Annotated in this window: 23 protein-coding genes and 1 pseudogene; 11 read left to right on the top strand and 13 right to left on the bottom strand. The window is 62.8% G+C overall.

The genetic code is table 11. The features are described from left to right. Window positions 1-28: 28 nt before the first annotated feature. From QTL95_RS06050 to QTL95_RS06035, 4 genes and pseudogenes are all read right to left on the bottom strand, one after another. Window positions 29-883 carry an ABC transporter permease subunit gene (locus tag QTL95_RS06050; RefSeq protein ID WP_289719063.1) on the bottom strand — a complete coding sequence of 285 codons (855 nt, stop codon included), beginning with the start codon at window positions 881-883 and terminating at the stop codon, window positions 29-31. Next, the gene (locus QTL95_RS06045) at window positions 880-1671 is read right to left on the bottom strand and encodes a taurine ABC transporter ATP-binding protein (RefSeq protein WP_289719062.1); all 792 of its coding nucleotides are present in this window, start codon (window positions 1669-1671) and stop codon (window positions 880-882) included. The genes QTL95_RS06050 and QTL95_RS06045 overlap by 4 nt, the downstream gene beginning before the upstream one ends. A 63-nt stretch (window positions 1672-1734) precedes the next feature. Continuing rightward, window positions 1735-2746: pseudogene (tauA, locus tag QTL95_RS06040) on the bottom strand (taurine ABC transporter substrate-binding protein). A gap of 177 nt (window positions 2747-2923) precedes the next feature. Then, complete coding sequence (locus QTL95_RS06035; protein ID WP_289719061.1) at window positions 2924-3508, bottom strand: HutD/Ves family protein; 585 nt, start codon at window positions 3506-3508, stop codon at window positions 2924-2926. Between the two features lie 75 nt (window positions 3509-3583). On the opposite strand from QTL95_RS06035, the gene QTL95_RS06030 reads away from it, so the two are divergent. Next, window positions 3584-3844 (top strand): type II toxin-antitoxin system Phd/YefM family antitoxin, encoded by a 261-nt coding sequence (locus QTL95_RS06030; RefSeq protein WP_289719201.1) that lies wholly within the window; start codon window positions 3584-3586, stop codon window positions 3842-3844. Then, window positions 3841-4230, top strand: coding sequence for a type II toxin-antitoxin system VapC family toxin (locus QTL95_RS06025; RefSeq protein WP_289719060.1), 390 nt, complete (start codon window positions 3841-3843; stop codon window positions 4228-4230). The genes QTL95_RS06030 and QTL95_RS06025 overlap by 4 nt, the downstream gene beginning before the upstream one ends. A gap of 2 nt (window positions 4231-4232) precedes the next feature. Here the strand turns inward: QTL95_RS06025 and hutU are convergent, their stop codons facing one another. The 4 genes from hutU to hutI form a co-directional block, all read right to left on the bottom strand. Further along, window positions 4233-5921, bottom strand: coding sequence for a urocanate hydratase (gene hutU / locus QTL95_RS06020; RefSeq protein ID WP_289719059.1), 1689 nt, complete (start codon window positions 5919-5921; stop codon window positions 4233-4235). A gap of 32 nt (window positions 5922-5953) precedes the next feature. Then, window positions 5954-6760 carry an N-formylglutamate deformylase gene (gene hutG / locus QTL95_RS06015; protein WP_289719058.1) on the bottom strand — a complete coding sequence of 269 codons (807 nt, stop codon included), beginning with the start codon at window positions 6758-6760 and terminating at the stop codon, window positions 5954-5956. A gap of 196 nt (window positions 6761-6956) precedes the next feature. Further along, window positions 6957-8492, bottom strand: a complete 1536-nt coding sequence (hutH, locus tag QTL95_RS06010) for a histidine ammonia-lyase (RefSeq protein ID WP_289719057.1) — start codon at window positions 8490-8492, stop codon at window positions 6957-6959. After that, the gene (hutI, locus tag QTL95_RS06005) at window positions 8489-9751 is read right to left on the bottom strand and encodes an imidazolonepropionase (RefSeq protein ID WP_289719056.1); all 1263 of its coding nucleotides are present in this window, start codon (window positions 9749-9751) and stop codon (window positions 8489-8491) included. The genes hutH and hutI overlap by 4 nt, the downstream gene beginning before the upstream one ends. 121 nt (window positions 9752-9872) lie before the next feature. Between hutI and QTL95_RS06000 the strand changes: the two genes are divergently transcribed. Both QTL95_RS06000 and hutC read left to right on the top strand, forming a co-directional pair. Next, window positions 9873-11234, top strand: a complete 1362-nt coding sequence (locus tag QTL95_RS06000) for a formimidoylglutamate deiminase (protein WP_289719055.1) — start codon at window positions 9873-9875, stop codon at window positions 11232-11234. 57 nt (window positions 11235-11291) lie between these two features. Then, window positions 11292-12011 carry a histidine utilization repressor gene (gene hutC, locus QTL95_RS05995; protein ID WP_289719054.1) on the top strand — a complete coding sequence of 240 codons (720 nt, stop codon included), beginning with the start codon at window positions 11292-11294 and terminating at the stop codon, window positions 12009-12011. Between the two features lie 785 nt (window positions 12012-12796). Here the strand turns inward: hutC and QTL95_RS05990 are convergent. Both QTL95_RS05990 and QTL95_RS05985 read right to left on the bottom strand, forming a co-directional pair. Then, a complete protein-coding gene (locus QTL95_RS05990) occupies window positions 12797-13183 on the bottom strand; it encodes an acyl-CoA thioesterase (RefSeq protein WP_289719053.1) in 387 nt (128 codons plus the stop codon). A gap of 118 nt (window positions 13184-13301) precedes the next feature. Then, window positions 13302-14192, bottom strand: a complete 891-nt coding sequence (locus QTL95_RS05985; RefSeq protein ID WP_289719052.1) for an AraC family transcriptional regulator — start codon at window positions 14190-14192, stop codon at window positions 13302-13304. 201 nt (window positions 14193-14393) lie between these two features. Between QTL95_RS05985 and QTL95_RS05980 the strand changes: the two genes are divergently transcribed. From QTL95_RS05980 to QTL95_RS05955, 6 genes are all read left to right on the top strand, one after another. Then, complete coding sequence (locus QTL95_RS05980; protein ID WP_289719051.1) at window positions 14394-15860, top strand: alpha-glucosidase/alpha-galactosidase; 1467 nt, start codon at window positions 14394-14396, stop codon at window positions 15858-15860. A gap of 124 nt (window positions 15861-15984) precedes the next feature. Next, the gene (locus tag QTL95_RS05975; protein WP_289719050.1) at window positions 15985-18072 is read left to right on the top strand and encodes an ABC transporter substrate-binding protein; all 2088 of its coding nucleotides are present in this window, start codon (window positions 15985-15987) and stop codon (window positions 18070-18072) included. A gap of 109 nt (window positions 18073-18181) precedes the next feature. After that, window positions 18182-19189 carry an ABC transporter permease gene (locus QTL95_RS05970; RefSeq protein ID WP_289719049.1) on the top strand — a complete coding sequence of 336 codons (1008 nt, stop codon included), beginning with the start codon at window positions 18182-18184 and terminating at the stop codon, window positions 19187-19189. A 1-nt stretch (window position 19190) separates the two neighbouring features. Continuing rightward, a complete protein-coding gene (locus QTL95_RS05965) occupies window positions 19191-20324 on the top strand; it encodes an ABC transporter permease (protein WP_289719048.1) in 1134 nt (377 codons plus the stop codon). A 14-nt stretch (window positions 20325-20338) separates the two neighbouring features. After that, entirely contained in the window at window positions 20339-22006 is a 1668-nt protein-coding gene (locus QTL95_RS05960; RefSeq protein WP_289719047.1) for an ABC transporter ATP-binding protein, read from the top strand. Between the two features lie 21 nt (window positions 22007-22027). Beyond that, a complete protein-coding gene (locus QTL95_RS05955; protein WP_289719046.1) occupies window positions 22028-23398 on the top strand; it encodes an alpha-glucosidase/alpha-galactosidase in 1371 nt (456 codons plus the stop codon). A 57-nt stretch (window positions 23399-23455) separates the two neighbouring features. On the opposite strand, the gene QTL95_RS05950 is transcribed toward QTL95_RS05955, so the two are convergent. The 3 genes from QTL95_RS05950 to QTL95_RS05940 form a co-directional block, all read right to left on the bottom strand. Continuing rightward, on the bottom strand, window positions 23456-23824 hold the full coding sequence (locus tag QTL95_RS05950) for a hypothetical protein (protein WP_289719045.1): 369 nt from the start codon (window positions 23822-23824) through the stop codon (window positions 23456-23458). Window positions 23825-23916: 92 nt separating this feature from the next. After that, window positions 23917-24420 carry a hypothetical protein gene (locus QTL95_RS05945; protein WP_289719044.1) on the bottom strand — a complete coding sequence of 168 codons (504 nt, stop codon included), beginning with the start codon at window positions 24418-24420 and terminating at the stop codon, window positions 23917-23919. A gap of 86 nt (window positions 24421-24506) precedes the next feature. Further along, complete coding sequence (locus tag QTL95_RS05940; RefSeq protein WP_289719043.1) at window positions 24507-24839, bottom strand: hypothetical protein; 333 nt, start codon at window positions 24837-24839, stop codon at window positions 24507-24509. A gap of 231 nt (window positions 24840-25070) precedes the next feature. Here QTL95_RS05940 and QTL95_RS05935 point away from each other — a divergent pair, with 231 nt between their 5' ends. Next, complete coding sequence (locus QTL95_RS05935; protein WP_289719042.1) at window positions 25071-25997, top strand: ArsR/SmtB family transcription factor; 927 nt, start codon at window positions 25071-25073, stop codon at window positions 25995-25997. Window positions 25998-26074 lie beyond the last annotated feature (77 nt).

Genomic DNA, 26074 nt, shown 5'->3' with positions numbered 1-26074 from the left:
GCGCTCGCAAACTGCATCGCCACTGCTTCTAGCTTTTCCCCTTCCACGGCACGAGCACGGCTTCCAGGATGCGGATGGCGGCGCTGAAGGAGAAGGCGCAGGCGGCGATGATGCCGATGCCGACGAAGACGACGTCGGTGGCCAGAAACTGCGACGCCGACATGATCATGTAGCCGATCCCTCGCGTCGAGGCGATCAGCTCAGCGGCCACCAGCGTGCCCCAGCCGATGCCGAGCGCGATCCTCAGCCCCGTCAGGATCTCCGGCAGCGCCGAGGGCAACACGATGCTAACGAGAATCTGCCAGGGCCGGGCGCCAAGCGACCGGGCGGCGTTGACGCGCTCGATCGGCAGCGAGCGGACACCGGCCTGCGCCGAAAGGCAGATCGGCGCGAACATGGCAAGCACCAGCAGCGTCACCTTGGAAGTCTCGCCGATGCCGAGCCAGATGATCATCAGCGGCAGATAGGCAAGCGGCGGCAGCGGCCAGTAGAATTCGATCGGCGTATCCAGCACGCCCTTGACCCATCGGTTCAAGCCCATCAGCAGGCCGACGGGAATGCCGACGACCGTCGCGATGGCGGCAGCGGTGACGATGCGGAAAAGGCTTGCGGACACATGCTCATAGAGCGAGGCGCCGGCATAGCCGTCATTGTAGATCGCCCCCACCTGCGTCCAGACCTCCTGTGGCGTCGGCAGGAAGAGATGCGGCACCAGCGCCAGTTTTGCCACGAGCCACCAGGCGGCGAGAAGCACGAGCGCGGTTGCGATGCTGATCAGCACGGTCGGCTTTTCGCCGGCGCCGAAGCCTTTCATCTTGACGAGTTTCGGCTGTTCCGCAGGCGAGCCGATGACGACGCGGCCGGTTTCGGTGAAATCGCTCATTCGGCGGCACTCCTCAGCTCTTCCGACCCATGCAGGATGTCTCGAATTTCCTCGCGCAGATTGGCGAACTCCGGCGATGTCTTCACCGCCCTGGCATCACCGGTCTCGGCGAAGCGACGAACGAAATCGAGGTCGAAGCGGGCAACGATGCGGCCCGGGCGCGGCGACATCACCACGACCTGGGTGCCGAGAAACAGCGCCTCCTCGATCGAGTGGGTGATGAAGAAGATGCGGGTATGCGTCTCCTTCCAGATCGACACCAGCAGCTCCTGCATCTGTTCGCGGGTGAGGCTGTCGAGCGCGCCGAAGGGCTCGTCCATCAATAGCACGGCGGGCTCGGTGGCGAGCGCTCTGGCAATGCCGACCCGCTGGCGCATGCCGCCGGAGAGCTCATAGGGGAAGGCGGCCGCGAAATCCTTGAGCCCGACCAGGTGCAACAATTGCTCGGCGCGCTCGCGGCGGGCATTTCTTGGCACACCGGCGAATTTCAGGCCGAGGGCGACATTGTCGATCACCGTCTTCCAGGGGAGCAGCGTGTCCTTCTGGAACACGACGCCGCGATCGGCGCCCGGCGAGGTGACGGGCCGCCCGTCCAGCGTGATCGCGCCCTCCGACAGCGGCAGGAAGCCGGCGATGGCGTTGAGCAGCGTGGACTTGCCGCAGCCGGAGGCGCCGAGCGCCACGACGAAGCTGTTTTCGGGAATGGCGAGCGAGACGCGGTCGAGCGCGTGAACCGTCCGGCCGTCTCGTGTCTGGAAATAGACGCTCGCGTGATCGACTTTGAGCATGGTGGTCTTTCTGAAATGAGGACGCCGGCGCGGTGTCGCGCCAGCGTCGTTGCCGACATCGGCTCAGTTGCTCGGATTGGCCAGCGCATCCGCGGTCACGAAGGCAGCGTAGCTCGGGAGCACTTCGCTGACCTTGCCCTGCTCCTTCAGGAAGGTCGCGGTATCCTTGAGGATCTTGGCCGCACCGGCCTTTTCACCGCCGCCGAGCCATGCGTCGGATGCCTGGATGTCGGGCGTCAGAAGCGTCAGGTTCTTCAGCGCCGCCGCCTGCTGTTCAGGCGTGCCGCCGAGCGTCTTGGCGAGCAGCTTGGCATTCTCGCTGTCGGCATCCCAAGCCTTCTTGTCCTTGGCGAAGGAGGCGTAATAGGTGTTGATGACGCCGGCGAAGCCCTTCAGAAATGCAGGGTTCTCATCGGCGAATTTCGAGGCCGCGACCCAGGCCGAGAAGGTCGGCGCGCCCTTGTCGGCAACGTCCTTCGAGGTGACGAGCACCTTGCCCTTCTTCTTCAGTTCGGTCAGCGCCGGATCCCAGACGAAGCCGCCGTCGATATCGCCACGATTGTAGCTGGCGACGATCTCGGGCTGCGGGATGGCGAAGACCTGTACGTCCTTCTCGCTGAGGCCGAGCGATTTGATCAGCGCCAGTAGCTGGTAGTGATCGGTGGAGACGGGGGCTGCCGCCAGCTTCTTGCCCCAGGTCGTCGAGCGAGGAGATCCCCGAACCGTCACGGACGACCAGCGCCTCGTCGATGCCGGAGATCGAGGAGAGGTAGAAGGCCTTGACCGCAAGGCCGCGCGAGGTGGCGGCCGCGAACGGGCTGGAGCCGACATAGCCGACCTGCACATCGCCCGAGGCGATTGCTGCGAAGATTTCGGCGCCGGAATTGAACTTGCGAAAGTCGATGTCATAGCCCGTCGCCTTGGCGAACTCGCCGTTGGCGATGGCGACCGACGACGGCAGCGCGTCCGTCTGGTAGGCAACGACGACTTTCTTGTCGGCTGCCTGCGCGAGGAACGGCGCGGCCACCGCAGCCACGCCAAGTGTAAGTCCCGCGATAATGCCCTTGATATTCATGTTTCGCCCCCAGATGCCGCGCTTGTGCGTCGGCTCAACGTGTTTCGACGGGAAAACACTAAGGCGGGCCATGATCGCCACACAGATAAAACTATCTATTTTATAGACTATGGTGACAATATTGTTTTGCGGGTGATTTGCCGTGCGGACGATTGCGGCTTGTCGGTAGCTGCCGCGTCAGGCGGCATCCATGGTGATAAGGTAGCAGAGCGCCCGGCCATCCATCTCGAGCGACATGCCTGCTGCGTCCCGCAGCAGCAGCGTGTCGCCTTCAGCCAGCGACGCCTGGCCGTCGGGCATGGCAATATCCAGCGCGCCGCGATGGCAAAACACGAGCAGCGTGCCGGCCGCGCCGCCCAACGTGACCGCGCCATCGATGACGATGCGCTCAACCCGGTGCCGCCAGCCGCCACGTCGCGTCATGACATTGAGATCGGTGATCGGCCCGGATTTGAGCGTCGCCGACACAGCGACGTCGGCGGGAAACGCCAGCGGATCGCTCGTTTGGGTCAGCAGTACAGGCGCGCGGCCGTTGATCGCAAGCGACATCCCTTCGCCATCGAGAACCGAGAGCGTCCGATCGATTTCGGGGAAAATCGAAAACGGCCCGTCGGTCGCTACCGTCGCCATGCTGATCCGCCAGTCGAACGCGGAAAGAGCCGCTCCCTCTGGAGAAATCGCGATCTCCACCGTCTCCCCGCCGCCGTTCTTCCACGGCATGCGGCGGTAGCTAGTGGCGGTCAGGATTGTGGCGCGGGGCATGGAATCTCCGGAGGTTGCAAAAGGGAGGGGAGTAAACTAAGTTTAGTGGACTAAGTCTAATGGAGGCTGATGATGGTGGAAACCGTGAACATTCATGAAGCGAAGACGCATTTGTCTCGGCTGATGGAGCGTGTTGCCAACGGCGAGTCTTTCATCATCGCCAAGGCCGGCAAGCCGATTGGAAAGGTTGTGCCGATTGAATCGGATCTGCCAAAAAAGCGTCGTATCGGTTTCATGGATGGCCAGATTAAGGTGCCGGATGACTTTGATACGATGATGGCCGAAGAAATCGAAGAGATGTTCTACGGCAATCCCGACAAGTTCAAAGACCTATGAAACTTCTCGTCGATACGCATATCCTGCTTTGGATGACAGGAGTTTCGTGGCGCCTCCCGGCGAAGGCGCGCGAGCTGATTGAAGACATGGACAACAAGATCTTCTTTTCCACGATCAGTATCTGGGAAATCGCGATCAAGGCATCTCTTAAGCGATTTACCGATTTCGAAGTCAATCCGGAAAAGCTTAGAACCAATCTATTAGCGAACGGCTATGAAGAGCTTCCATTGCTGGGCAAACATGCTCTGGCGGTGATGGGGCTTCCTCATATTCACAAGGATCCTTTCGATCGGGTTCTTGTCGCGCAATCCTTTTCAGAAGGTCTTTCCCTGATAACGGTGGATAAGACCGTCGCGAAATACGGCGGCCCTATCCGTCTCGTGTAGGCTCAGTTCCCCAATATCCCCGGCAGCCGCAGGCCCTTCTCCTTGGCGCAATCGATGGCGATGTCGTAGCCGGCATCGGCGTGGCGCATGACGCCGGTCGCCGGGTCGTTCCAGAGAACGCGTTCCAGGCGCTTTGCCGCATCGTCGGAGCCATCGGCGCAGATGACGACGCCCGAATGCTGGCTGAAGCCCATGCCGACGCCGCCGCCGTGGTGCAGCGACACCCAGGTGGCGCCGGATGCGGTGTTGAGGAGCGCGTTGAGGAGCGGCCAGTCGGACACGGCGTCCGAGCCGTCCTGCATCGCTTCCGTCTCGCGGTTCGGCGAGGCGACCGAGCCCGAGTCGAGATGGTCGCGGCCGATGACGACGGGGGCCGAGAGTTCGCCGTTCTTGACCATCTCGTTGAAAGCAAGCGCCAGGCGGTGACGATCGCCCAAGCCGACCCAGCAAATGCGCGCCGGCAAGCCCTGGAAGGAGATGCGCTCGCGGGCCATGTCGAGCCAGTTGTGCAGGTGCTTGTTGTCGGGCAGCAGTTCTTTCACCTTGGCGTCGGTCTTGTAGATATCCTCAGGATCGCCCGAAAGCGCTGCCCAGCGGAACGGGCCGATGCCGCGGCAAAACAGCGGGCGGATATAGGCCGGCACGAAGCCCGGGAAGGCGAAGGCATTTTCCAGGCCCTCATCCTTGGCGACCTGGCGGATGTTGTTGCCGTAATCGAGCGTCGGCACGCCGGCATCCCAGAAGGCAACCATGGCTTCGACGTGTTGCTTCATCGAGGCGCGGGCGGCGGCCTCGACGGCCTTCGGGTCGCTTTCGCGCTTGGCCTTGTGCTCGGCGACGGTCCAGCCGATCGGCAGGTAACCATTGAGCGGATCATGCGCCGAGGTCTGGTCGGTGACGATATCGGGGCGCGGGCCGCCGGCCTTCATGCGGCGCACGAGTTCCGGGAAGATCTCGGCCGCGTTGCCGAGCAGGCCAACGGACTTGGCCTCCCCCGCCTTGGTCCACTTGTCGATCAGGGCGAGCGCTTCATCGAGGCTCGATGCCTTCTCGTCGACATAGCGGGTGCGAAGACGAAAATCGATGCGGGTCTCGTCACTCTCCACGGCGAGGCAGCAGGCGCCGGCCATGACGGCTGCCAGCGGCTGCGCGCCGCCCATGCCGCCGAGGCCGCCGGTCAGGATCCACTTGCCCTTGAGGTCGCCACCATAGTGCTGGCGGCCGGCTTCGACGAAGGTCTCGTAGGTACCCTGCACAATACCCTGCGTGCCGATATAGATCCACGAGCCGGCGGTCATCTGGCCGTACATGGCAAGACCCTTCTTATCCAGCTCGTTGAAATGGTCCCAGGTCGCCCAATGCGGCACCAGGTTGGAGTTGGCGATCAAGACGCGCGGCGCATCCTTGTGGGTGCGGAACACGCCGACCGGCTTGCCGGATTGGATGAGCAGCGTCTCTTCCTCCGTCAGCGTCTTCAGCGTCGCGACGATCTGGTCGAAATCGGCCCAGGTGCGGGCGGCGCGGCCGATGCCGCCATAGACGACCAGCTCGTGCGGGTTTTCGGCGACGTCGGGGTCGAGATTGTTCATCAGCATGCGCAGAGGCGCTTCGGTCATCCAGCTCTTGGCGTTGAGCTCGGGGCCACGAGGGGCACGAATTTCGCGAATGTTGTGGCGTGGATTGGTGGTCATTGCGGTTCCCCTTGTCCGGGTTGGATGTTGTTTCAGGCTTGCTGCTTGAGGCTGGGCGCGATCTCGGCGATGCGCTCCAGGATGTCTTTCAGGTGGACGCGCAGCCGGTCGGCCTTGGCGGTGTCGTAGGCGAAGGGCGGCTTTTCGGTTGCAAGATGCGTGGATTGCGCGAGCTCCATCTGGATCGCATGCACGCCCGTCTCCGGCCGTCCATAATGCCGGGTCGTCCAACCGCCCTTGAAGCGGCCGTTGAGAATGCTGTCGTAACCGGTGGCCGAGGCGGTCGCCGCGACAACCGCTTGCTCGATCGCATGGTCGCAGGTCTTGCCCATGTCGGTGCCGATATTGAAATCCGGCAGCTTGCCGTTGAACAGGAAGGGGATGTGCGAGCGGATCGAATGGCAGTCGTAGAGGATGGCGACGCCGTGGATGGCCTTCACCCGCTCGATCTCGCCTGCAAGCGCCGCGTGATAGGGCGCGTGGAAATCGCGCAGGCGTTCAGTGATATCGGCTTCGTTGGGTGCGGCGCCTTCCTTCCAGATCGACAGGCCGTCGAAATCCGTTTCAGGCACGAGGCCGGTGGTGTTCTGGCCGGGATAGAGGCTGGTGCCCGACGGATCGCGGTTGGCGTCGATGACGTAGCGGTGGAAGGTGGCGCGGACGGTGGTCACGCCATCGATGAGGCCGTCATAGAGATCGTGGATGTGCCAGTCGGTGTCGGCGAGCAGCCTGCCGTTGTCGTTCAGGCGGTCCCATATGGCAGGCGGCACGTCGGTGCCGGTGTGGGGGAAGCCGAGGATGATGGGGGATGTGCCCTGGTGGGTTTCGTGGGTGATCATCGCGAAGACCCCTCCCCAACCCCTCCCCACAAGGGGGAGGGGCTAACCTGGGGCGACCCCTGAGCGTTATCCGCCAACTCGACGTTCGAGATTCCTGCCGCAACGGAAAGGCCGGCCGCAACATCGAGCCCCTCCCCCTTGTGGGGAGGGGTTGGGGAGGGGTTTGAACTCCAGAACTCGATATTCATCATCACCATCACCTCTCCAGCACCGGCAGAATGCCCGACGACACCGCCGCATTCAGCCCACCCGAGGCCACCAGATCGCTCGCCGCCTGCAGATCATCTGCCATGTAGCGGTCAACCTCCAGCGTCGGCACCACGGCGCGGATTGCTGCGATGGCGCTCGAAAGTTCCGGGCTGGTGGCAAGCGGTGCGCGGAATTCCACACCCTGGGCCGCCGTCAGCGCCTCGATGCCGATGATAGAGAACAGGTTGTCGGTCATCGGCAACAACCGGCGGGCGCCGTGGCAGGCCATGGAGACGTGGTCTTCCTGGTTGGCCGAGGTTGGTGTGCTGTCGACCGAGGCTGGATGCGACATCTGCTTGTTTTCCGACATCAGCGCCGCCGAGGTGACTTCGGCGATCATCAGGCCGGAGTTGAGACCGGGCTTCTTGGCGAGGAACGCCGGCAGGCCGTAGGAGAGCGCCGGATCGACGAGCAGCGCAATGCGGCGCTGGGAGATGGCGCCGATCTCGCAGACCGCGAGGGCGATCTGGTCGGCGGCGAAGGCGACCGGTTCGGCGTGGAAATTGCCGCCGGAAACGACGGAATTGTCCGAGAGCACCAGCGGGTTGTCGGTCACCGCATTGGCCTCGATCTCCAGCGTGCGGGCCACCGAGCGCAGCAGGTCGAGGCAGGCGCCGTCCACCTGCGGCTGGCAGCGGATGCAGTAGGGATCCTGAACGCGCTCATCGCCCTCGATATGGCTCTGGCGGATGACGGAATTGTCGAGCAACGCGCGCAGGGCGGCGGCGGTGTCGATCTGGCCCTTGTGGCCGCGCAGCGTGTGGATATCAGGGTGGAACGGGGCGGATGATCCCATGGCGGCATCAGTGGACATGGCGCCGGTGATCAAGGCCGCCTGGGCGGCGCGGTGGGCGCGGAACAGGCCGGCGAGCGCCAGCGCGGTCGAGGTCTGGGTGCCGTTGATCAGCGCCAGGCCTTCCTTGGCGGCGAGCACCACCGGCGTCAGACCGGCCTTGTCGAGTGCGGCGGCGCCGGAGAGACGCTCGCCCTTGTAGAAGGCCTCGGCCTCGCCCATCATCACGGCGGCCATGTGCGCCAGCGGCGCGAGATCGCCGGAGGCGCCGACGGAGCCTTTTTCGGGAATGACGGGGATGACGCCTTTTTCCAGCATCCCCTCGATCAGCCGCACAAGCTCCAGCCGCACGCCGGAGGCACCGCGGCCGAGCGAGACGAGTTTCAGGGCCATGATCAGCCGCACGATGTTTTCATTGAGCGGCGCGCCGACGCCGCAGCAATGCGACAGGATGAGGTTGCGCTGCAGTGTCGCCACGTCGGCGCTGTCGATCTTGATCGAGGCGAGTTTTCCGAAGCCGGTGTTGATGCCGTAAACAGGCGCGTTCCCGGCGGCGATTTCTGCGATGCGGGCTGCGGCCTTGTTGATGCCGGCGTCGAAGGAGCGGTCGAGCACTGATGGTTCGCCGGTCCAGTAGATCGTTTCCAGATCCTTGAGCGATACGGAGCCGGGGTGAAGAGTGATGGTCAACGGTCGATCCTTTCGCCCTTGAAGACGTGTGCATGAAGCGGGTTGAAGCCGATGCGGTAGACGAGTTCGGCAAGGCTCTCGACATCCCAGATGGCGAAATCGGCCGACTTGCCGGCTTCGAGCGTGCCGGTCTCGCCGATGAGGCCAAGGGCGCGCGCACCCTCTCGGGTGGCGCCTTTGATGCATTCCTCGACCGTGAGACCGAACAGGGTGGCCGACATGTTCATGGTGAGCAGCAGCGAGGTCAGTGGAGAGGTGCCGGGATTGCAGTCGGTGGCGATGGCGATGGGAACGCCGGCTTCGCGCAGTTCAGCGACCGGTGGCTTCTGCTGCTCATTGATGGCGTAGAAGGCGCCGGGCAGCAACACCGCCACCGTGCCCGCCGCCGCCATGGCGGCCACCCCTTCGGTGTCGAGATATTCGAGGTGATCGGCCGACAGAGCGCCATAGGAGGCGGCAAGCCGGGCGCCGCCGAGATTGGAGAGCTGCTCGGCATGAAGCTTGACGGGCAGACCAAGCTGCCGGGCGCGGTCGAAGACACGGGCGATCTCGACAGTTGAGAAGGCGATGCCCTCGCAGAAGCCATCGACCGCATCGACGAGGTCTTCCGCGCAGGCCTGTTCCAGAGCCGGAAGCACGATATCGGTGATGTAGCTGCTGTTGCGGCCCTTGTACTCGACCGGCGTGGCGTGGGCCCCGAGATAGGAGGTGACGATGCGAACCGGGCGGATGCGCCCGAGCTGGCGCGCGGCACGCAGCATCTTCAACTCGCCCTCGATGCTCAGCCCATAACCCGACTTGATTTCGATCGTCGTGACGCCTTCGGCAAGCAGCGTGTCGAGCCGCGGCAGGCTCGCCTCGACCAGCCCCTCGACGTCGAGCGCGTTGGTGGCCGTGACCGAGGAGACGATGCCGCCCCCTGCCCTTGCCACCTCTTCATAGGTGGCGCCTTCGAGCCGCATCTCGAATTCACGGGCGCGGTTGCCGCCGTGAACAATGTGCGTGTGGCAGTCGATGAGGCCGGGCGTGATCCAGCGGCCTTCCAGATCGGTGATCTCGGCCCGCTCGATGGCCAGGGCCGGCAGCTCGGCCTCGGAACCGGCAAAGGTGATGTGACCGTCCTCGACGACAACGGCCCCTTTTTCGACAACGCCGAGACCGGCTTTGGCCGGATCGAGGGTTGCCAGCCGCGCGTTGCGCCACAAGTGCGGTCTGGCTTGCCCGGAGGGCTCATGCTGCGAAATATTGTTCCCGTTCATCAGCTTTGCGCCTTTCCTTATGTGCAAACATGTATATACATAATAAATGCCTGACAAGAAGAAATTTGCGCGCCTTTCTCGGGAGTAAAGAGAGCCGGCGCCGAAGAGGAGAAAAACCGCCATGCCCCGAACGGTTGCGACCACACTACACGCGGGCGCGGCACTGCTGCCGCAGGGGTGGCAGGTCGACGTGCGCCTGACGATAACAGACGGCCGCATCGCCTCGGTGGAGAAAGGCGCTGCCGCCAATCCCGCCGACGAACGCCATCATACGCTCGTTCCGGCCATGGGGAACCTTCACAGTCACGCCTTCCAGCGCGCCATGGCCGGCCTTGCGGAAGTGCGGGGTCCGGCCAGCGACAGCTTCTGGAGTTGGCGCACGGTCATGTACAAGTTCGCGCTGTCGATGACGCCTGATCACGTCGAGGCGGTGGCGGCGCAGCTCTACATGGAGATGCTGGAGGCCGGCTTCTCCCGTGTCGGCGAATTTCATTACCTGCATCACGACAGGGACGGCCGGCCCTATGCCGATATCGCCGAACTCGCCGGGCGGATCGGCGCGGCGAGCGCTGCAGCCGGCATCGGGCTGACGCTGCTGCCGGTCTTCTACGCCCATTCCGGCTTCGGCGGGGCCGCGCCGATCGACGGACAGCGCCGCTTCATCAACTCGCTCGACAGCTTTGCGCGACTGATGGACGGCTGCCGCAAGGTGACGGATGGGCTCGATGGCGCAGAGCTCGGGCTTGCGCCGCATAGTCTGAGGGCGACGACACCGGAAGAACTGCGGGAACTCGTGCCGATGACCGGCGACGGGCCCATCCACATCCATGTCGCCGAGCAGGTGAAGGAGGTCGAGGACTGCATCGCCTGGTCCGGCGCCCGGCCCGTCGAGTGGCTGCTGGCGAATGCCCCGGTTGACGGCCGCTGGTGCCTGATCCATGCCACCCACATGACCGACGAGGAGACACGCGAGATGGCGCGGCGCGGCGCGATCGCCGGCCTCTGCCCGATCACCGAAGCCAATCTCGGCGACGGCACCTTCCGGGCGCCGCTGTTTCTCGAAGAGGGTGGACGCTACGGCGTCGGCTCGGATTCCAACGTGTCGATCTCGCTGCCCGGCGAATTGCGGCAACTGGAATATTCGCAGCGTCTGGCACGTCAGGCCCGCAACGTCGTCGCAGCCCCCGGGGGCTCGACCGGACGCATGCTGTTCGACCAGGCGATCTCAGGCAGCGGCGCGGCGCTGAGGGCGCCGGGCGGGCTTGCGGTCGGACACAACGCCGATATCGTCGCGCTCGACACCTCGGCGGTTCCCTACCTCTCCGGCGACCAGCTTCTCGACCACTGGATCTTCGCCGATGGCATCGGCATCGACAGCGTCTGGGCGCTCGGTCGCAAGCAGGTCGAGGGCGGCCGCCATGTCGGCCGGAAGGCGATCAACCGACGTTTTCTCAAGGCTATGGGCGAACTGCTGGCGGCCTGAGGGCTTTTCTGCGTCCCGCATTCCGGCTAGAGCGGAAAGCGAAACCGGAGCGTTACGATGACAAAGAGCAGGGACGAAACCTTGCACCAGCGGATCCTCAACGACATCGAAGGACGCATCGTCTCCGGCGAGTGGCCGCCGGGACACCGGATTCCCTTCGAGCTCGAGCTTACCAAGCAGTATGACTGCTCGCGCATGACGGTGAACAAGGTGCTGACGCAGCTGGCCAAGGCCGGCCTGATCGAGCGCCGCCGCAAGTCCGGCAGCTTCGTCACCCGACCGCAGGCGCAATCGGCGGTGCTTGAGATCCACGACATCAAGACCGAGGTCCAGTCGCTCGGCCTGCCCTACGCCTTCACGCTTTCCAAGCGGGTCGAGCGCAGGGCCAAGGCGGACGATGTCCGGCGGCTGGAGGTGGAACAGGCTTCCCCGATGCTGGAGGCCACCTGCGTGCACCTGGCCGGCGGGCGACCCTTCTGCCTCGAGGAGCGCCTGATCAGCCTCGCCACCGTGCCCGAAGCCGCCGCTGCCGATTTCTCGGTGATCGCGCCGGGCGCCTGGTTGATCGAGCAGATCCCCTGGAGTGCCGCAGAGCACCGCATCCATGCCATCGCCGCCGGAACCGACGAAGCCGCGGCCCTCGACATCCCGCGCAACACCGCCTGCCTCGTCGTCGAGCGCCGCACCTGGAGCAACACCGGCCCCGTCACCCACGTCCGCTTCACCTACCCCGGCGACCGCCATGCGCTGGTGGCACGGTTCACGCCGGCGTCTTGAGGGGGATGGTTGGCCCGCCAACCTGATTGTGATGCCGTGGGGCGCCCTCTCTGTCCTGCCGGACATCTCCCCCAACAAGCTGGAAATCGCTCAGGTCAGGTTTTTGTAAACGTTCGATGTGAGCGCGTAGGATAAAGACCCCTCCCAACCCTCCCCACAAGGGGGAGGGCTTAACCCGTGGCGCTGTCGAGCCAGGACTGTGAGCGGGCCACGAGTCTTCTCCCCCACCTGTGGGGGGAGATGCCGGCAGGCAGAGGGGGGTGTTCCACGGCAAAACCTCTCGATCATTCACTTCCCACACCGCATCCCCACAAACACACCAAAACCCCACGCCGCCCAAGGACCCGTGGTTCCACCATGCACGGCACTTCACTCGGACGGGGTGCTGGAAATCACCTCGATTGAGTAAGTAAATATGGTGCCTTCCAGCACCCCGTTCGGCGGTTTATGCCCGAACTCCGGTCCCTCTGCAGCCGCCTTCCAAGCCTTCGCGACGACGTTGTGTGCCTCACAGGCACGTCCAGGGCAATCCGACGGACAGCGCGCGTAAGCGCGATATTCCGCCAGCCCCGGAGGGAGACCATTTTCTCGGACCCGGAGCATGAGGTTTCGCGTCCTACCCTCACGCCCCGCGCCGATCCCGCCTCGCCGGCACGCCTGCCGGTGTATCCGATGACGGGACGCGATCAGTGTAGGCGCAGGTTTCGGCTGCGGGGAAAATGCGCGGGCGATTTTTTTAGATTCCGGGCGGCATGCGTTCAGCGGCCGCCCGTTTCGCCGCCCTCTCAGTCCGCGGGAATCGGGCGCGGCTTGCCGTCGTCGTCCACCGCCACCATGACGAAAACGGCATCCGTCACCTTCTCGCGCGAGGTCTCGTAGTGCCGGCGGGTCCAGGCTTCGACGCGCAGCGTGATCGAGGTGCGTCCGACCTTTTCGATCGCGGTATAGACGCACAGCGTATCGCCGATCTTGACCGGTTTCTTGAAGACGATCTCGTGCACCGCGACGGTGACGGTGCGGCCCTTGGCGATGTCGTTGGCGCGAACGAAAGCCGCGAGGTCCATCTGCGACATCACCCAGCCGCCGAAGATATCGCCGGCGGGATTGGCATCGGCCGGCATTGCCAGCGTGCGCAGGGTGAGTTCCATGCCGGGAGGCGGGTTGAATTCCATCGGAGGCTCCATTCTGTCTAACCTCCCGGGCGCGACTTAGCGTCATCCGCGCCGCAGGCCAATACACAGCGCTGCATAGCTGCCATCCTGAATGGAACGGTTGTTGTCGGAGTAGCCGTCAGCGCGGCTTGCCGACGCTGGCATACATGCCCGTGGTGCGGAATTCCGTCGGATTGGTGCCGTAGACGCGACGGAAGACCTTGGAGAAGTAGTTGGCATCCTCGAAGCCGGAGCGGATCGCCACCTCCTTTACCGGCATGTGGGCGGTCTTCGTCAAAAGCTTCACGGCGCGCTTCAGCCGTTTCTGCAGCACGTATTCCGCCGGCGGCAGGCCTTCGTTGGCGGCGAACATTCGCGAGAAGTGCGCGCGGCTGAGGCCGGCCACCCTTGCAAGGTCTTCCACCGGCAGTGGTCTCTCCAGATTGTCGGTGATGTAATCGATCACGTGCTGCATCGTCCGGTATTCCTCGCTGAACACGGGATGCGAACCGAACACGTCGTCATAGAGCGCCATCGCGGCCTCATAGGCGATCGACGATGCCAGCCCCGGCGTCTCGCCGCCGGTGATAAGTCGCAGGCTGCAATCGGCAAGATGCTCGATCGTCTGCGGCTGCAGCTTGAGGATCGGGCCGGTGACGGCCAGGATAGAGCGATGGATGCGCAGCGCCTCCTCGCCGTTCATCGAAATCCAGAAGAACTCCCAGCGGTCGCCATCCTCCAGCCAGTAGCGGTGATTGTGCGGAACCAGTACCAGCAGCGTCTCGCCCTCCTTCACCTTGAGCTCGCGATTCTCGTAGCGCAGATTGCCCGCGCCGCTGATCGTATGCTGCAATACGGTAAAAGGCGTCTGCCCGCGCTTTCGGCCGTCCCAGTCATAGGTGGCATTCTCGCGAACCTCGTAACCGGTGCTTGTCGGCATGGTGTGCAGGGATTGTCGGCCGCGCGGCAGCGAAACCGTGCGCATGGACGGTCCGCGGTCGATCAAATCCTGCAGCACAGAATTACCCATGAAAGCATAATCCTTCTCTGGCGGCCCCGATTTTTTTACGCATAATCCGCCCCAAGAGAGAGAACACCGCCGGGCTTATGGAGTGGCGGGGAGGAGAATAAGCCGGATTTCTGGCCTTTTTCGGCGTCGGACGCAAGCCCGCGGCCTATTCTTCTTCCTGTTATCCAATCCCGGCATTTTAATCGCATCGAGGCTAGGATCATGAGTTTCAAAATCGCTATCATCGGCGCAGGCAGCGTCGGCTTCACGAAAAAGCTGTTCACCGACATTCTGTGCGTTCCGGAATTCCGGGACATCGAATTCGCGCTCACCGACATGAGCGAGCACAATCTGCAGATGATCAAGCAGATCCTCGACACGATTGTTGCATCGAACAAGCTGCCGACCAAGGTGACGGCGACGACCAACCGTCGCGAGGCGCTGACCGGCGCGCGCTATGTCATCAGCTGCGTGCGCGTCGGCGGCCTCGAAGCCTATGCCGACGATATCCGCATTCCGCTGAAATACGGCATCGACCAGTGCGTCGGTGACACGATCTGCGCCGGCGGCATTCTCTACGGCCAGCGCAACATCCCCGTCATCCTCGACTTCTGCAAGGATATCCGCGAGGTTGCCGAACCGGGCGCCAAGTTCCTGAACTACGCGAACCCGATGGCGATGAACACCTGGGCCGCGATCGAATACGGCAAGGTCGATACCGTCGGTCTCTGCCACGGCGTCCAGCACGGCGCCGAACAGATCGCCGAAGTTCTTGGCGCCAAGTCGGTCTCCGAGCTCGACTACATCTGCTCGGGCATCAATCACCAGACCTGGTTCGTCGATCTGAAGCTCAACGGCCGCAAGATCGGCAAGGACGAGCTGGTCGCCGCCTTCGAGGCGCATCCTGTCTTCTCGCAGCAGGAAAAGCTGCGTATCGACGTCTTGAAGCGCTTCGGCGTCTATTCGACGGAGAGCAACGGCCACCTGTCCGAATACCTGCCCTGGTATCGCAAGCGGCCTGATGAAATCACCAAGTGGATCGACATGTCCGACTGGATCCACGGCGAAACCGGCGGGTATCTCCGCCACTCCACCGAAACCCGCAACTGGTTCGAAACGGAATTCCCGCAGTTCCTCGCTTCGGCCGAAAAGCCGATCGATCCGGCCAAGCGCTCCAACGAGCATGCCAGCCACATCCTCGAGGCGCTGGAAACCGGCCGGGTCTATCGCGGTCACTTCAACCTCAAGAACAACGGCGTGATCACCAACCTGCCGTCGGATGCGATCATCGAATCGCCCGGCTTCGTCGATCGCTTCGGCATCAACATGGTCTCCGGCATCACCATTCCGGAAGCGTGTGCTGCGACCTGCATGGCCTCGATCAACGTCCAGCGCATGTCGGTGCATGCCGCCATCAGCGGCGACATCGATCTTCTGAAGCTCGCCGTCCTACACGACCCGCTGGTCGGTGCGGTCTCGACACCGGAGGAAGTCTGGCAGATGGTGGACGAAATGGTGGTCGCCCAGGCCCGCTGGCTGCCGCAGTACGCCGATGCCGTTCCGGCGGCAAAGGAGCGTCTTGCAAAATCGACGGTGAAGACCCGTGAATGGGCAGGTGCGGCACGCCGCAACGTCCGCTCGATCGACGAGCTCCGCGCCGAGAAAGCGGCGCTCAAGCAGGCCGTGTAAGTTTCCCGGAGGACGGGTGGCGATGGCGTTCCAAGGAGGGGACGCCATCGCCGCAAGCCCGTTTCCGGATCGTTGAGGAGAACCGGGGCAGCCGACAAGCGCCCCGATACAAAAGGGAGAGACGATGAGACATTACCGCAACCTTGGCGTTCTGGCCGGACTGGCGCTGAGCGTCTCCGTTTCGGCTTTGAGCGCCTACGCCTCCGAGCCGACGACACCGCCCGTTCCGCCGCAGTTTCCGGCGGAAGGCAAGATCAAGTATGTGGCGCGCGATACCATCGAGGAATTCAAGGCGCTGCCGTCCTATAACGAGCCGGATTGGGTGAAGAAGAACTTCGTCGATACCGGCAAGCTGCCACCCGTCAAGGACCGCCTCCCCAAGGAGCCGCTGGTCTTCAAGACCGAAAACATGGTCGACGGCATCGGTGTCTACGGCGATACGCTGCGTCACGTCATCGGCGGCCGGCCGGAAGGCTGGAACTACGGCGCCGGCCAGACGCAGGGCTGGGGCGGCATCGACATCGGCCTCTCCGAGTGCCTGACGCGCACCGCGCCGCTCTTCCAGGTCGAAGCCAAGGACACCGAGCCGCTTCCGAACCTCGCCAAGAGCTGGGAATGGTCCGAGGACGGCCACAAGCTGACCATGCACCTGATCGAAGGCGCCAAGTGGTCTGACGGCGTCGCCTTCAACGCCGACGACATCATGTTCTATTGGGAAGACGAGGTCATCGACCCGAACGTCTCGCCGCTCGGCGGCGGCGCCTCGCCCGAGGCCTTCGGCGAGGGAACCACGCTGAAGAAGATCGACGACTACACGGTCGAATGGACTTTCAAGGAAGCCTTCCCGAAGCAGTACCTCTACACGATGGCCTATCCGAGCTTCTGCCCGGGCCCGTCGCATATCCTGAAGCCCCAGCATCCGAAATATTCGAAGAACACCTACGACCAGTTCAAGAACGCCTTCCCGCCTGAGTACATGAACATGCCGGTCATGGGCGGCTGGGTGCCGGTCGAATATCGTCCCGACGATATCATCGTGATGCGCCGCAACCCCTACTACTGGAAGGTCGACGAGAAGGGCAATCAGCTGCCTTACCTCAACGAGCTGCACTACAAGCTCTCCACCTGGGCGGACCGCGACGTGCAGGCCGTTGCCGGCTCCGGCGACATCTCAAACCTGGAGCAGCCGGAAAACTTCGTGGCGTCGTTGAAGCGCGCCGCCGAAAAGACGGCACCGGCCCGTCTCGCCTTCGGCCCGCGCCTGATCGGCTACAACATGCGCATGAACCTCTCCGGCAACGGCTGGGGTGAACCGGATGCCCGCAGCCAGGCGGTGCGTGAACTGAACCGCAACGAGGACTTCCGCAAGGCGATCACCATGGGCCTCGATCGCAAGGCGATCGGCGACTCGCTGGTCAAGGGTCCGTTCACGGCGATCTATCCGGGTGGTCTCTCCTCGGGCACGAGCTTCTACGACCGCAACTCCGTGGTCTACTATCCCTTCGACCTCAAGGGCGCCAAGGCGCTGCTTGAAAAGGTCGGCCTGAAGGATACCGACGGCGACGGTTTCGTGAACTTCCCCGCATCGACCGAAGGCGGCAAGAACGTCGAGATCGTGCTGCTGGTCAATAACGGCTATGCAACCGACAAGAGCCTCGCCGAGGGTGTCGTCGGCCAGATGGAGAAGCTGGGCGTCAAGGTCATCCTCAATGCCCTCGACGGCCCGAAGCGTGACGACGCGCATTACGGCGGTCGTTTCGACTGGCTGATCCAGCGCAGCTCGCCGGAACTGGCCTCCGTGGTGCAGAACACCGAGCAGCTCGCGCCAGTCGGACCGCGCACCAGCTGGCAGCACCGCGCCGGCAAGGACGGCAAGGTCGACCTGATGCCCTACGAAGAAAAGCTCGTTGATATCGTCACCAAGTTCCAGACGAGCCAGGACAACAACGAGCGCGTCGAGCTGATGAAGCAGTACCAGAAGGTCGCGACCGAGAACGTCGATACCGTCGGGCTCACGGAATATCCGGGTGCGCTGATCATCAACAAGCGCTTCTCGAACGTGCCGGCTGGTACTCCGATCTTCATGTTCAACTGGGCTGAAGATAGCGTCATCCGCGAACGTCTGTGGGTGGCCGCCGACAAGCAGGGCAAATACGAGCTGTTCCCTGAGCAGCTGCCCGGCAAGCCCGGCGAAAAAGGTCCGATCAACTAAGGTTCTCCTCCCGAAGAAACGGACCGGCCGCGCGTCATGCGCGGCCGGGCAAGATCAACAAGCCGGCCGCACCGAGAGGCGCGACTGGCAGCAAGGAGAAACGAGCCCGATGTTACGCTTCCTGCTCGTGCGCATAGCGTCCGCCATCCCCGTCCTGATCATCCTGAGCATCGTGACCTTCGCGATCATCCAGGCTCCGCCGGGCGACTATGCCGACTACATAAGATCCCAGCTGATCAACCAGAGCGGCGCGTCCTTCGAAGCCGCCGACGCGCAGGCCCAGGCCTACCGCGTTGCCCATGGTCTCGATCAGCCGATGGTCATCCAGTATTTCGCCTGGATCAAGGGCATCATCACCCAGGGTGATTTCGGCTACAGCATGTTCTACAACAAGCCGGTCGCCGACGTCGTGGCCGAGCGTCTGCCGCGCACGCTGCTGCTTGCCCTTGTCTGCCACATCTTCGCGTCGGTTCTCGGCATCGGCTTCGGCATATGGGCGGCCACCCGCCAGTACAGCTGGATCGACAGCCTGCTCTCTGGCGTCTCCTTCCTCGGCATGACGGTGCCGCGCTTCCTGATGGCGCTGATCATCGTCTACCTCCTCGTCTTCCAGTTCAACGTCTCGGAGATCGGCAGCTTCTTCTCGCCGCAATATGGCGGCGCGCCGTGGTCCTGGGCGAAATTCGTCGACCTCGTCAGCCATGTCTGGCCAGTCGTCGCCATCGCCACCTTCGGCGGCCTCGCCTACAACATGCGCGTCATGCGCGGCAATCTCCTGGATACGCTGAACGCGCAATATGTCGAAACGGCCCGCGCCAAGGGTCTGTCGGGCAGCGCGGTCGTGATGCGCCATGCAGTGCCAAACGCACTACACCCGCTCGTCATGTACCAGGGCGTCGTGCTCCCCTACATGCTGACCGGCGAAATCGAGACGGCGATCATCTTCTCGCTGCCGACTGTCGGCCCGGCCATCGTCGGCTCCATGGCGATCGGCGACGTCTATGTCACCGCCACTTTCATGATGGTTCTTTCCGCCACGCTCATCGTCGGCAACATCATCGCCGACATGCTGCTTGCCATGCTGGACCCACGCGTCCGCCAGTACGGAGGAGCCTGATATGCTCGCCTTCGATTCCGCTCCCCCGCCGCCGCACGAAGAGACCGTCACGGGCCATCCAGCCGGCAACGAGAGCTATCTTTCGCTCGTCTGGCGTCGCCTGCGCCGCTCCTGGACCGGCATGATGGGCCTCGTGCTCGTCGGCCTGCTGCTCCTGATGGCAGTCTTCGCCGATTTCTTCGCGCCGATGGACCCCAAGGCCACCGATACCGGCTTCGCGCCGCCGCAGATGGTGAGCTTCCACGACAAGGACGGCAATCTCACCTATCCGCCGCGGGTCTATGCCTTGGGTGAATCCGAGGAACTCGATCCGGTGACCTTCCAGCCGATCGTCGGCCCCGACTATGACAATCCGCGCCTGCTCGGTTTCTTCGTCAAGGGGTCGGAGTACCGGCTGCTCGGCCTGATCCCGACCGACCGCCATTTCTTCGGCTCGGTCGACGGCCAGCCGGTGCATTTCCTCGGCACCGACAAGTTCGGCCGTGACGTGCTCTCGCGCGCCATCATCGGCTCGCGCATCTCGCTCACCATCGCACTGACCGTCGTCTTCATCGTCACGGTCATCGGTACCACCGTCGGCATGGTTTCCGGCTATTTCGGCGGCTCGTTCGATGCCTGGGTACAGCGCTTCGTGGAGATCGTGCTCGCCTTTCCGCAGCTGCCGCTCTATCTGGCGCTGACCTCGCTGATCCCGGTGACGGCGCCGACCAACGTCTTCCTCGCCTTCGTCATCGTCGTCATGTCGGCACTCGGCTGGGCGCAGATGTCGCGCGAGGTGCGCGGCAAGACGCTGGCGCTCGCCCGCATCGATTATGTGCGCGCGGCGATGGCCGTCGGCGCGACCGACCGGCGCATCATCTTCCAGCACATCTTCCCGAACGTGATGAGCCACGTGATCGTTGCCGTCACGCTACATATCCCGAGCGTCGTGCTGCTCGAATCCTTCCTCGGTTTCCTCGGTTTTGCCGTGAAGCCACCGCTCATCTCCTGGGGGCTGATGCTGCAGGACACCGCCAACTATTCGGTGATCGGCACCTATCCCTGGATTCTCGCTCCCGTCGGCTTCGTGCTCGTCACCGTCTTCGCGTTCAACGCGCTCGGCGACGGTCTGCGCGACGCGGTCGATCCCTATTGATTGAGGTGAAGAACATGGCTCTCGCACTCGTCAACTCGTTCGCCCCGCCCGTCCGCTTCGATCACGATGCGCACACGGAAAGCCCGGTCATCGACGCCCGCAACATCGGCGTCAACTTCAAGGTCGAGCATGGAACCGTGGAAGCGGTGAAGGATATCTCCTTCCAGCTGTACCGCGGGGAAACCATCGCCATCGTCGGCGAGTCAGGTTCCGGCAAGTCGGTCACGGCCCGCACCGTCATGGGGCTCCTGTCGAAGCGCGCCGTCGTCGCGCCGAAATCGACGGTCGACTATGACGGCGCCAATATCCTGAAATATCCCGAGCGCGAGCGCCGCAAGCTGCGCGGCGACCGGATCTCGATGATCTTCCAGGAGCCGATGAGCTCGCTCAACCCGATCTACACGATCGGCAGCCAGATCGTCGAAGCGATCCGCGTCCACCGCAAGGTGAGTAAGAAGCAGGCGGAAGCGCGCGCGCTCGAGCTTCTGAAGCAGGTGCAGATTCCGGATCCCGAAGCGCGCCTGAAGCAGTATCCGCACCAGCTCTCCGGCGGCCAGCGCCAGCGCGTGATGATCGCCATGGCGCTCTCCAACGATCCCGACGTGCTGATCGCCGACGAGCCGACCACCGCGCTCGACGTCACCGTGCAGGCGCAGATCCTCAACCTCATCCGCAACCTGCAGAAGGCGATGCGGATGGCGGTGATCCTGATCACCCACGACCTGACAGTCGTCCGGCAGTTCTCCGACTACGTCTACGTGATGCAGCACGGCGAAATGCGCGAGCACAACACAACGGAAAAGCTCTTCGCCAATCCGCAGCATGCCTACACCAAGCATCTCCTGAGCTCCGAGCCGCGCGGCCAGGCCAATCCGCTGCCCGAGGGCTCCGAGATCATTCTCGACGCCAAGGGCGTGCGCGTGTCCTTCATGATGCGGCACGGCACGTTCTTCAAGCCGGAGCCGAAGGAACTCGTGGCGGTCGACAGCCTGGGGCTGACGCTGCGAAAGCACGAAACGCTTGGCCTCGTCGGCGAATCCGGTTCCGGCAAGACGACCTTCGGGCAGGCGCTGCTCAGGCTGAACGATGCCGACAATGGCGAGATCTATTTCGACCGCCAGCCGATCCACGGCAAGTCGCGCACGGAGATGCGGCCGCTGCGCTCGCGCATGCAGATCGTCTTCCAGGACCCGTTCTCGTCGCTCAACCCGCGCATGACGATCGGCCAGATCATCGAGGAAGGGCTTGTGGTCAACAAGCTCGGCGCCACCAAGGCCGAGCGGCTGGACCGCGTGCGCGAAGCACTGATTTCGGCGGGTATGCCGGGCAATATCCTGTCGCGCTTTCCGCACGAGTTCTCGGGCGGCCAGCGCCAGCGTATCGCCATTGCCCGTGCCATCGCGCTCGAGCCGGAATTCATTCTGCTCGACGAGCCGACGTCGGCGCTCGACCTCTCGGTGCAGGCGCAGATCATCGAGCTCTTGCGCAAGCTGCAGGACGAGCGCGGCCTCAGCTATCTTTTCATTTCGCACGATCTCAAGGTCGTGCGTGCCCTCTGCCACCGGGTGATTGTCATGCAGCATGGCAAGATCATGGAAGAGGGACCCGTCAACGAAGTTCTCACCAATCCCAAGACCGCCTACACCGAACGGCTCGTCAAAGCCGCTTTCGAGGTAGCCTGATTGCCAATGCCGGAGGATATTATGGCAAGAAACCCCAAGATCACCTTCATCGGAGCTGGTTCCACCGTCTTCATGAAGAACATCATCGGCGACGTGCTGCAGCGGCCCGCGCTGTCGGGCGCGACCATCGCCCTGATGGACATCAATCCGCAGCGCCTGGAAGAAAGCGCCATCGTCGTCAACAAGCTGATCTCGACGCTGGGCGCAAAGGCCAAGGCCGAGACCTATTCGGACCAGCGCAAGGCGCTCGATGGAGCCGACTTCGTGGTCGTCGCCTTCCAGATCGGCGGCTATGAGCCCTGCACGGTGACCGACTTCGACATTCCGAAGAAGTTCGGCCTGCGCCAGACGATCGCCGATACGCTTGGCGTCGGCGGCATCATGCGCGGTCTGCGCACCGTGCCGCATCTGTGGAAGATCTGCGAAGACATGCTCGCCGTCTGCCCGGAAGCGATCATGCTGCAATACGTCAACCCGATGGCGATCAATACCTGGGCGATCGCCGAGAAGTATCCCACCATCAAGCAGGTCGGTCTCTGCCACTCGGTGCAGGGCACGGCGATGGAACTCGCCCACGATCTCGACATCCCCTACGAGGATATCCGCTACCGCTCGGCCGGCATCAACCACATGGCTTTCTATCTGAAGTTCGAGCATCGCCAGCCCGACGGCTCCTACAAGGACCTCTATCCGGATCTGGTGCGCGCCTACCGCGAGGGTCGTGCGCCGAAGCCCGGCTGGAACCCGCGTTGCCCGAACAAGGTGCGCTACGAGATGCTGACGCGTCTGGGTTATTTCGTCACCGAAAGCTCGGAACACTTCGCGGAGTACACGCCCTACTTCATCAAGGAAGGTCGCGAGGACCTGATCGAGAAGTTCGGCATTCCGCTCGACGAATATCCGAAGCGCTGCATCGAGCAGATCGAGCGCTGGAAGGGCCAGGCGGAAGCCTATCGCTCGGCCGACAAGATCGAGGTCAAGCAGTCGAAGGAATATGCCTCCTCGATCATCAACTCTGTCTGGACCGGCGAACCCTCGGTGATCTACGGCAACGTCCGCAACAACGGCTGCATCACCTCGCTGCCGTCCAATTGCGCCGCCGAAGTGCCCTGCCTCGTCGATGCATCCGGCATTCAGCCGACCTTCATCGGTGATCTCCCGCCGCAGCTTACCGCGCTGATGCGCACCAACATCAACGTGCAGGAGCTGACGGTTCAGGCGCTGATGACTGAAAATCGCGAGCACATCTATCACGCAGCGATGATGGACCCGCATACGGCGGCAGAACTCGACCTCGACCAGATCTGGGCTATGACGGACGAACTGCTGGCCGCGCACGGCGACTGGCTGCCGGCATGGGCGCGCACGGCGCGCAAGGTTCAGGCCGCCTGACCAACTCTCTCCCGGTCACGGCCTCAAGAAGTCCCGCGGCTCAGCCGCGGGGCTTTTTTAGCGTCTCTGAACTGGCGGCGGCTGTGTCTGCCGCTGATTCAGGGGCAGCACGTCTTGGAAGCCGATCTCGGGGCAGCCGCGGACATTGGCGAAGATGATGTCCCGCCGCTCGCCCCATTCCGTCAGTCCCCGGAGCGTCAGCGTATCGTTGTCCTGATAGACGACATCGGTGCGGATGATGCCGGCGCGGCGCGCGAGGTTCTTCGCCTGGCTGACATTGCACTGCCCTTCCGATGGCGCCACGGACCATGTGGATGTCCCCTGCCCGTCGCTCTGCCATCCTTGCGCGGCAGCAAGCGTCGGCACCAGAACAACGAGAAGCGGCAGTGTCGTGCGGAGAACGGTTCTCAAAATCGGCGACCCCATATTGCGTTGATCCTGTCTTATCACGGGATCATGACCATGGCGGAAACGCAGCCGCTAAAATTCGCCGGGAATAGACAAAGCAGCCCTCCCGTTCAGGGCTTCCAGGAGCTATCGATAGCTGCAGGTTCATCGATTCCGTCAGGAAGATCGGTGAACTTTCTCGCATCCTCGGGCCTTCTGCCGGGCTTGCTTGGATGAAGCATTTCATCAATCACCGCGTCCGCCGATGCGATAACACCCACATCCTCCAATCCACGGAGCAGGCCCACAGTTGAGATCAGGTGGAGATTTGGCGGCCTGTTGAAAACCCTCAGGCCTGCATCCTCGTACAGGATGGCGACAGGCTCGTTGGCCTTGAGATAACGCTCAAGACCTCCTTCATCGGAGAGGAAATCGACCATGGCGAGCTCCCCGGCGTTCTTCTTCAGCTTTTTTCCAAGCCGCCGCTTTTGCCGCTCGGTCTCACCTATGTCCGTCCGCTCGATCAGGAAAGGGGGAGAGTTGCCGTCGATGAAATCCTTGACCTCGGCATCCTTCAGATAGGAAAGATCGCTGGTGAGTTCGTCATAGACGGCGTCAACGATCACAATCCGCATATCCAGTTCAAGCAGCAGATCAAGCCGATCAGCGACCCAAAGGCTATTGATCGGACCCGCATCGGGCAGGATGATCGTGCACCTCTTCACCCCATCCTCCAAAGCCTTGCAAAGGTGGCAGCCTGGTTTTCGATTTCGTGTACCGGGGAAAGCGGCATTGGAAGGTCGGCGTCTCCCAGCGCAACGAGCAGGTCGGCGTAGTCCCTCAGACCAAGGCGGCGAACAGCCTCTCGCCTTGAGAGCAGGCCTTTTGAGTAAGCCAGAAGCGGGTCTTCTTCGGAAATATCCCTCTCCGGCTCGGTGATCGCTTCAAAGTGCTCGCGCACGATCGCGGTCATGGTCGTGCGATTCTGCGCGGCGTAGGCCCTGACCTTTGCAACCAATTCATCCGGCAGATTCATGGTCGTGTTTTTCAACATCGAGCAGCCCTCCGTTGGCTTCGCATATATATGTGAAGTACAACGGAGTAACAACAGACTTGTTCAATCGGGCCTTCCAACATCGTTGCGGTCGGAGGCTCCGCTCACATTCCACATATGGCCGCGTTGCTGTTCCCCATATCGGCATTTTCATTAGCAGCAATTGAACAAATCAAAAATATCGATATACAACAGCAATACGCATTTTCATCTTCCGCGAACGGACCACTCATGAGCCGCAACTTTCTCGTCGTCGATCCCGAAGAAGGGATGCCCATTCTGAAGGGCCTGGCGTCGCCGGCAAGGGTTTCCGTATTGAAGCTGCTGCATGAAAAAGGTCCGCTGAACGTCAACGAAATCGCTGATATCCTTGACCTGCCGCAGTCCAGCGTCTCCACCAACGTGCAGATGCTCGAGGATGCCGGGTTGATCCGCACCGAGGCGCAGAAGGCCCGCAAGGGCAACCAGAAGGTCTGCCACAGCGTCTATGACGAGATCCTCGTGGTCTTCAAGAATGAAATCAAGGAAACCGAACCGGATGCGATCGAGGTGGCGATGCCGCTCGGCCTCTATACCAGCTACGACGTGACGGCGCCGTGCGGGCTCTGCTCGGTGGACGGGATCATCGGGCTGCTCGACGTTCCCAACACCTTTCTCGATCCGGATCGCATGAAGACGGCGCTGATCTGGTTCACGCGTGGGCACGTCGAATACCAGTTCCCCAACAATGCGCGGCTGACCAACACCCGCATCCGCGAGGTGGAATTCGTCATGGAGCTGAGCTCGGAAGTGCCCGGCACCAGCGCCGACTGGCCATCCGACATCACGCTGACGGTCAATGGCGCCGATATCGGCACCTGGACGTCTCCGGGCGATTTCGGCGACAAACGCGGGGTTTTCACGCCGGATTGGTGGAAGCTGAAGGGCTCGCAATACGGAAAGCTGAAGAGCTTCCGCATCAATGACGACGGCGCCTTCGTCGATGGATTGCGGATATCCGACGTGACGCTTGCCGATCTGAAGCTCGACGAGCACCACTCGATTCGCCTGCGGATCGGCGTGCGGGATGACGCCAAGCATCCCGGCGGCATCAATATTTTCGGGCGCGGTTTCGGCAATTACGACCAGGATATCCTGCTGCGTATCAAGACCCGCTAGCCATATCCGATTTTCCGAATTTTGTCCTTGACCGCGGGCAAGGCTTCCGCTTTATTCACCTCAAATTGTGATACAGA

Source organism: Rhizobium sp. S152, assembly GCF_030380735.1.
GTDB lineage: Bacteria > Pseudomonadota > Alphaproteobacteria > Rhizobiales > Rhizobiaceae > Rhizobium.
This window is presented reverse-complemented; position numbering and strand designations above follow the sequence as displayed.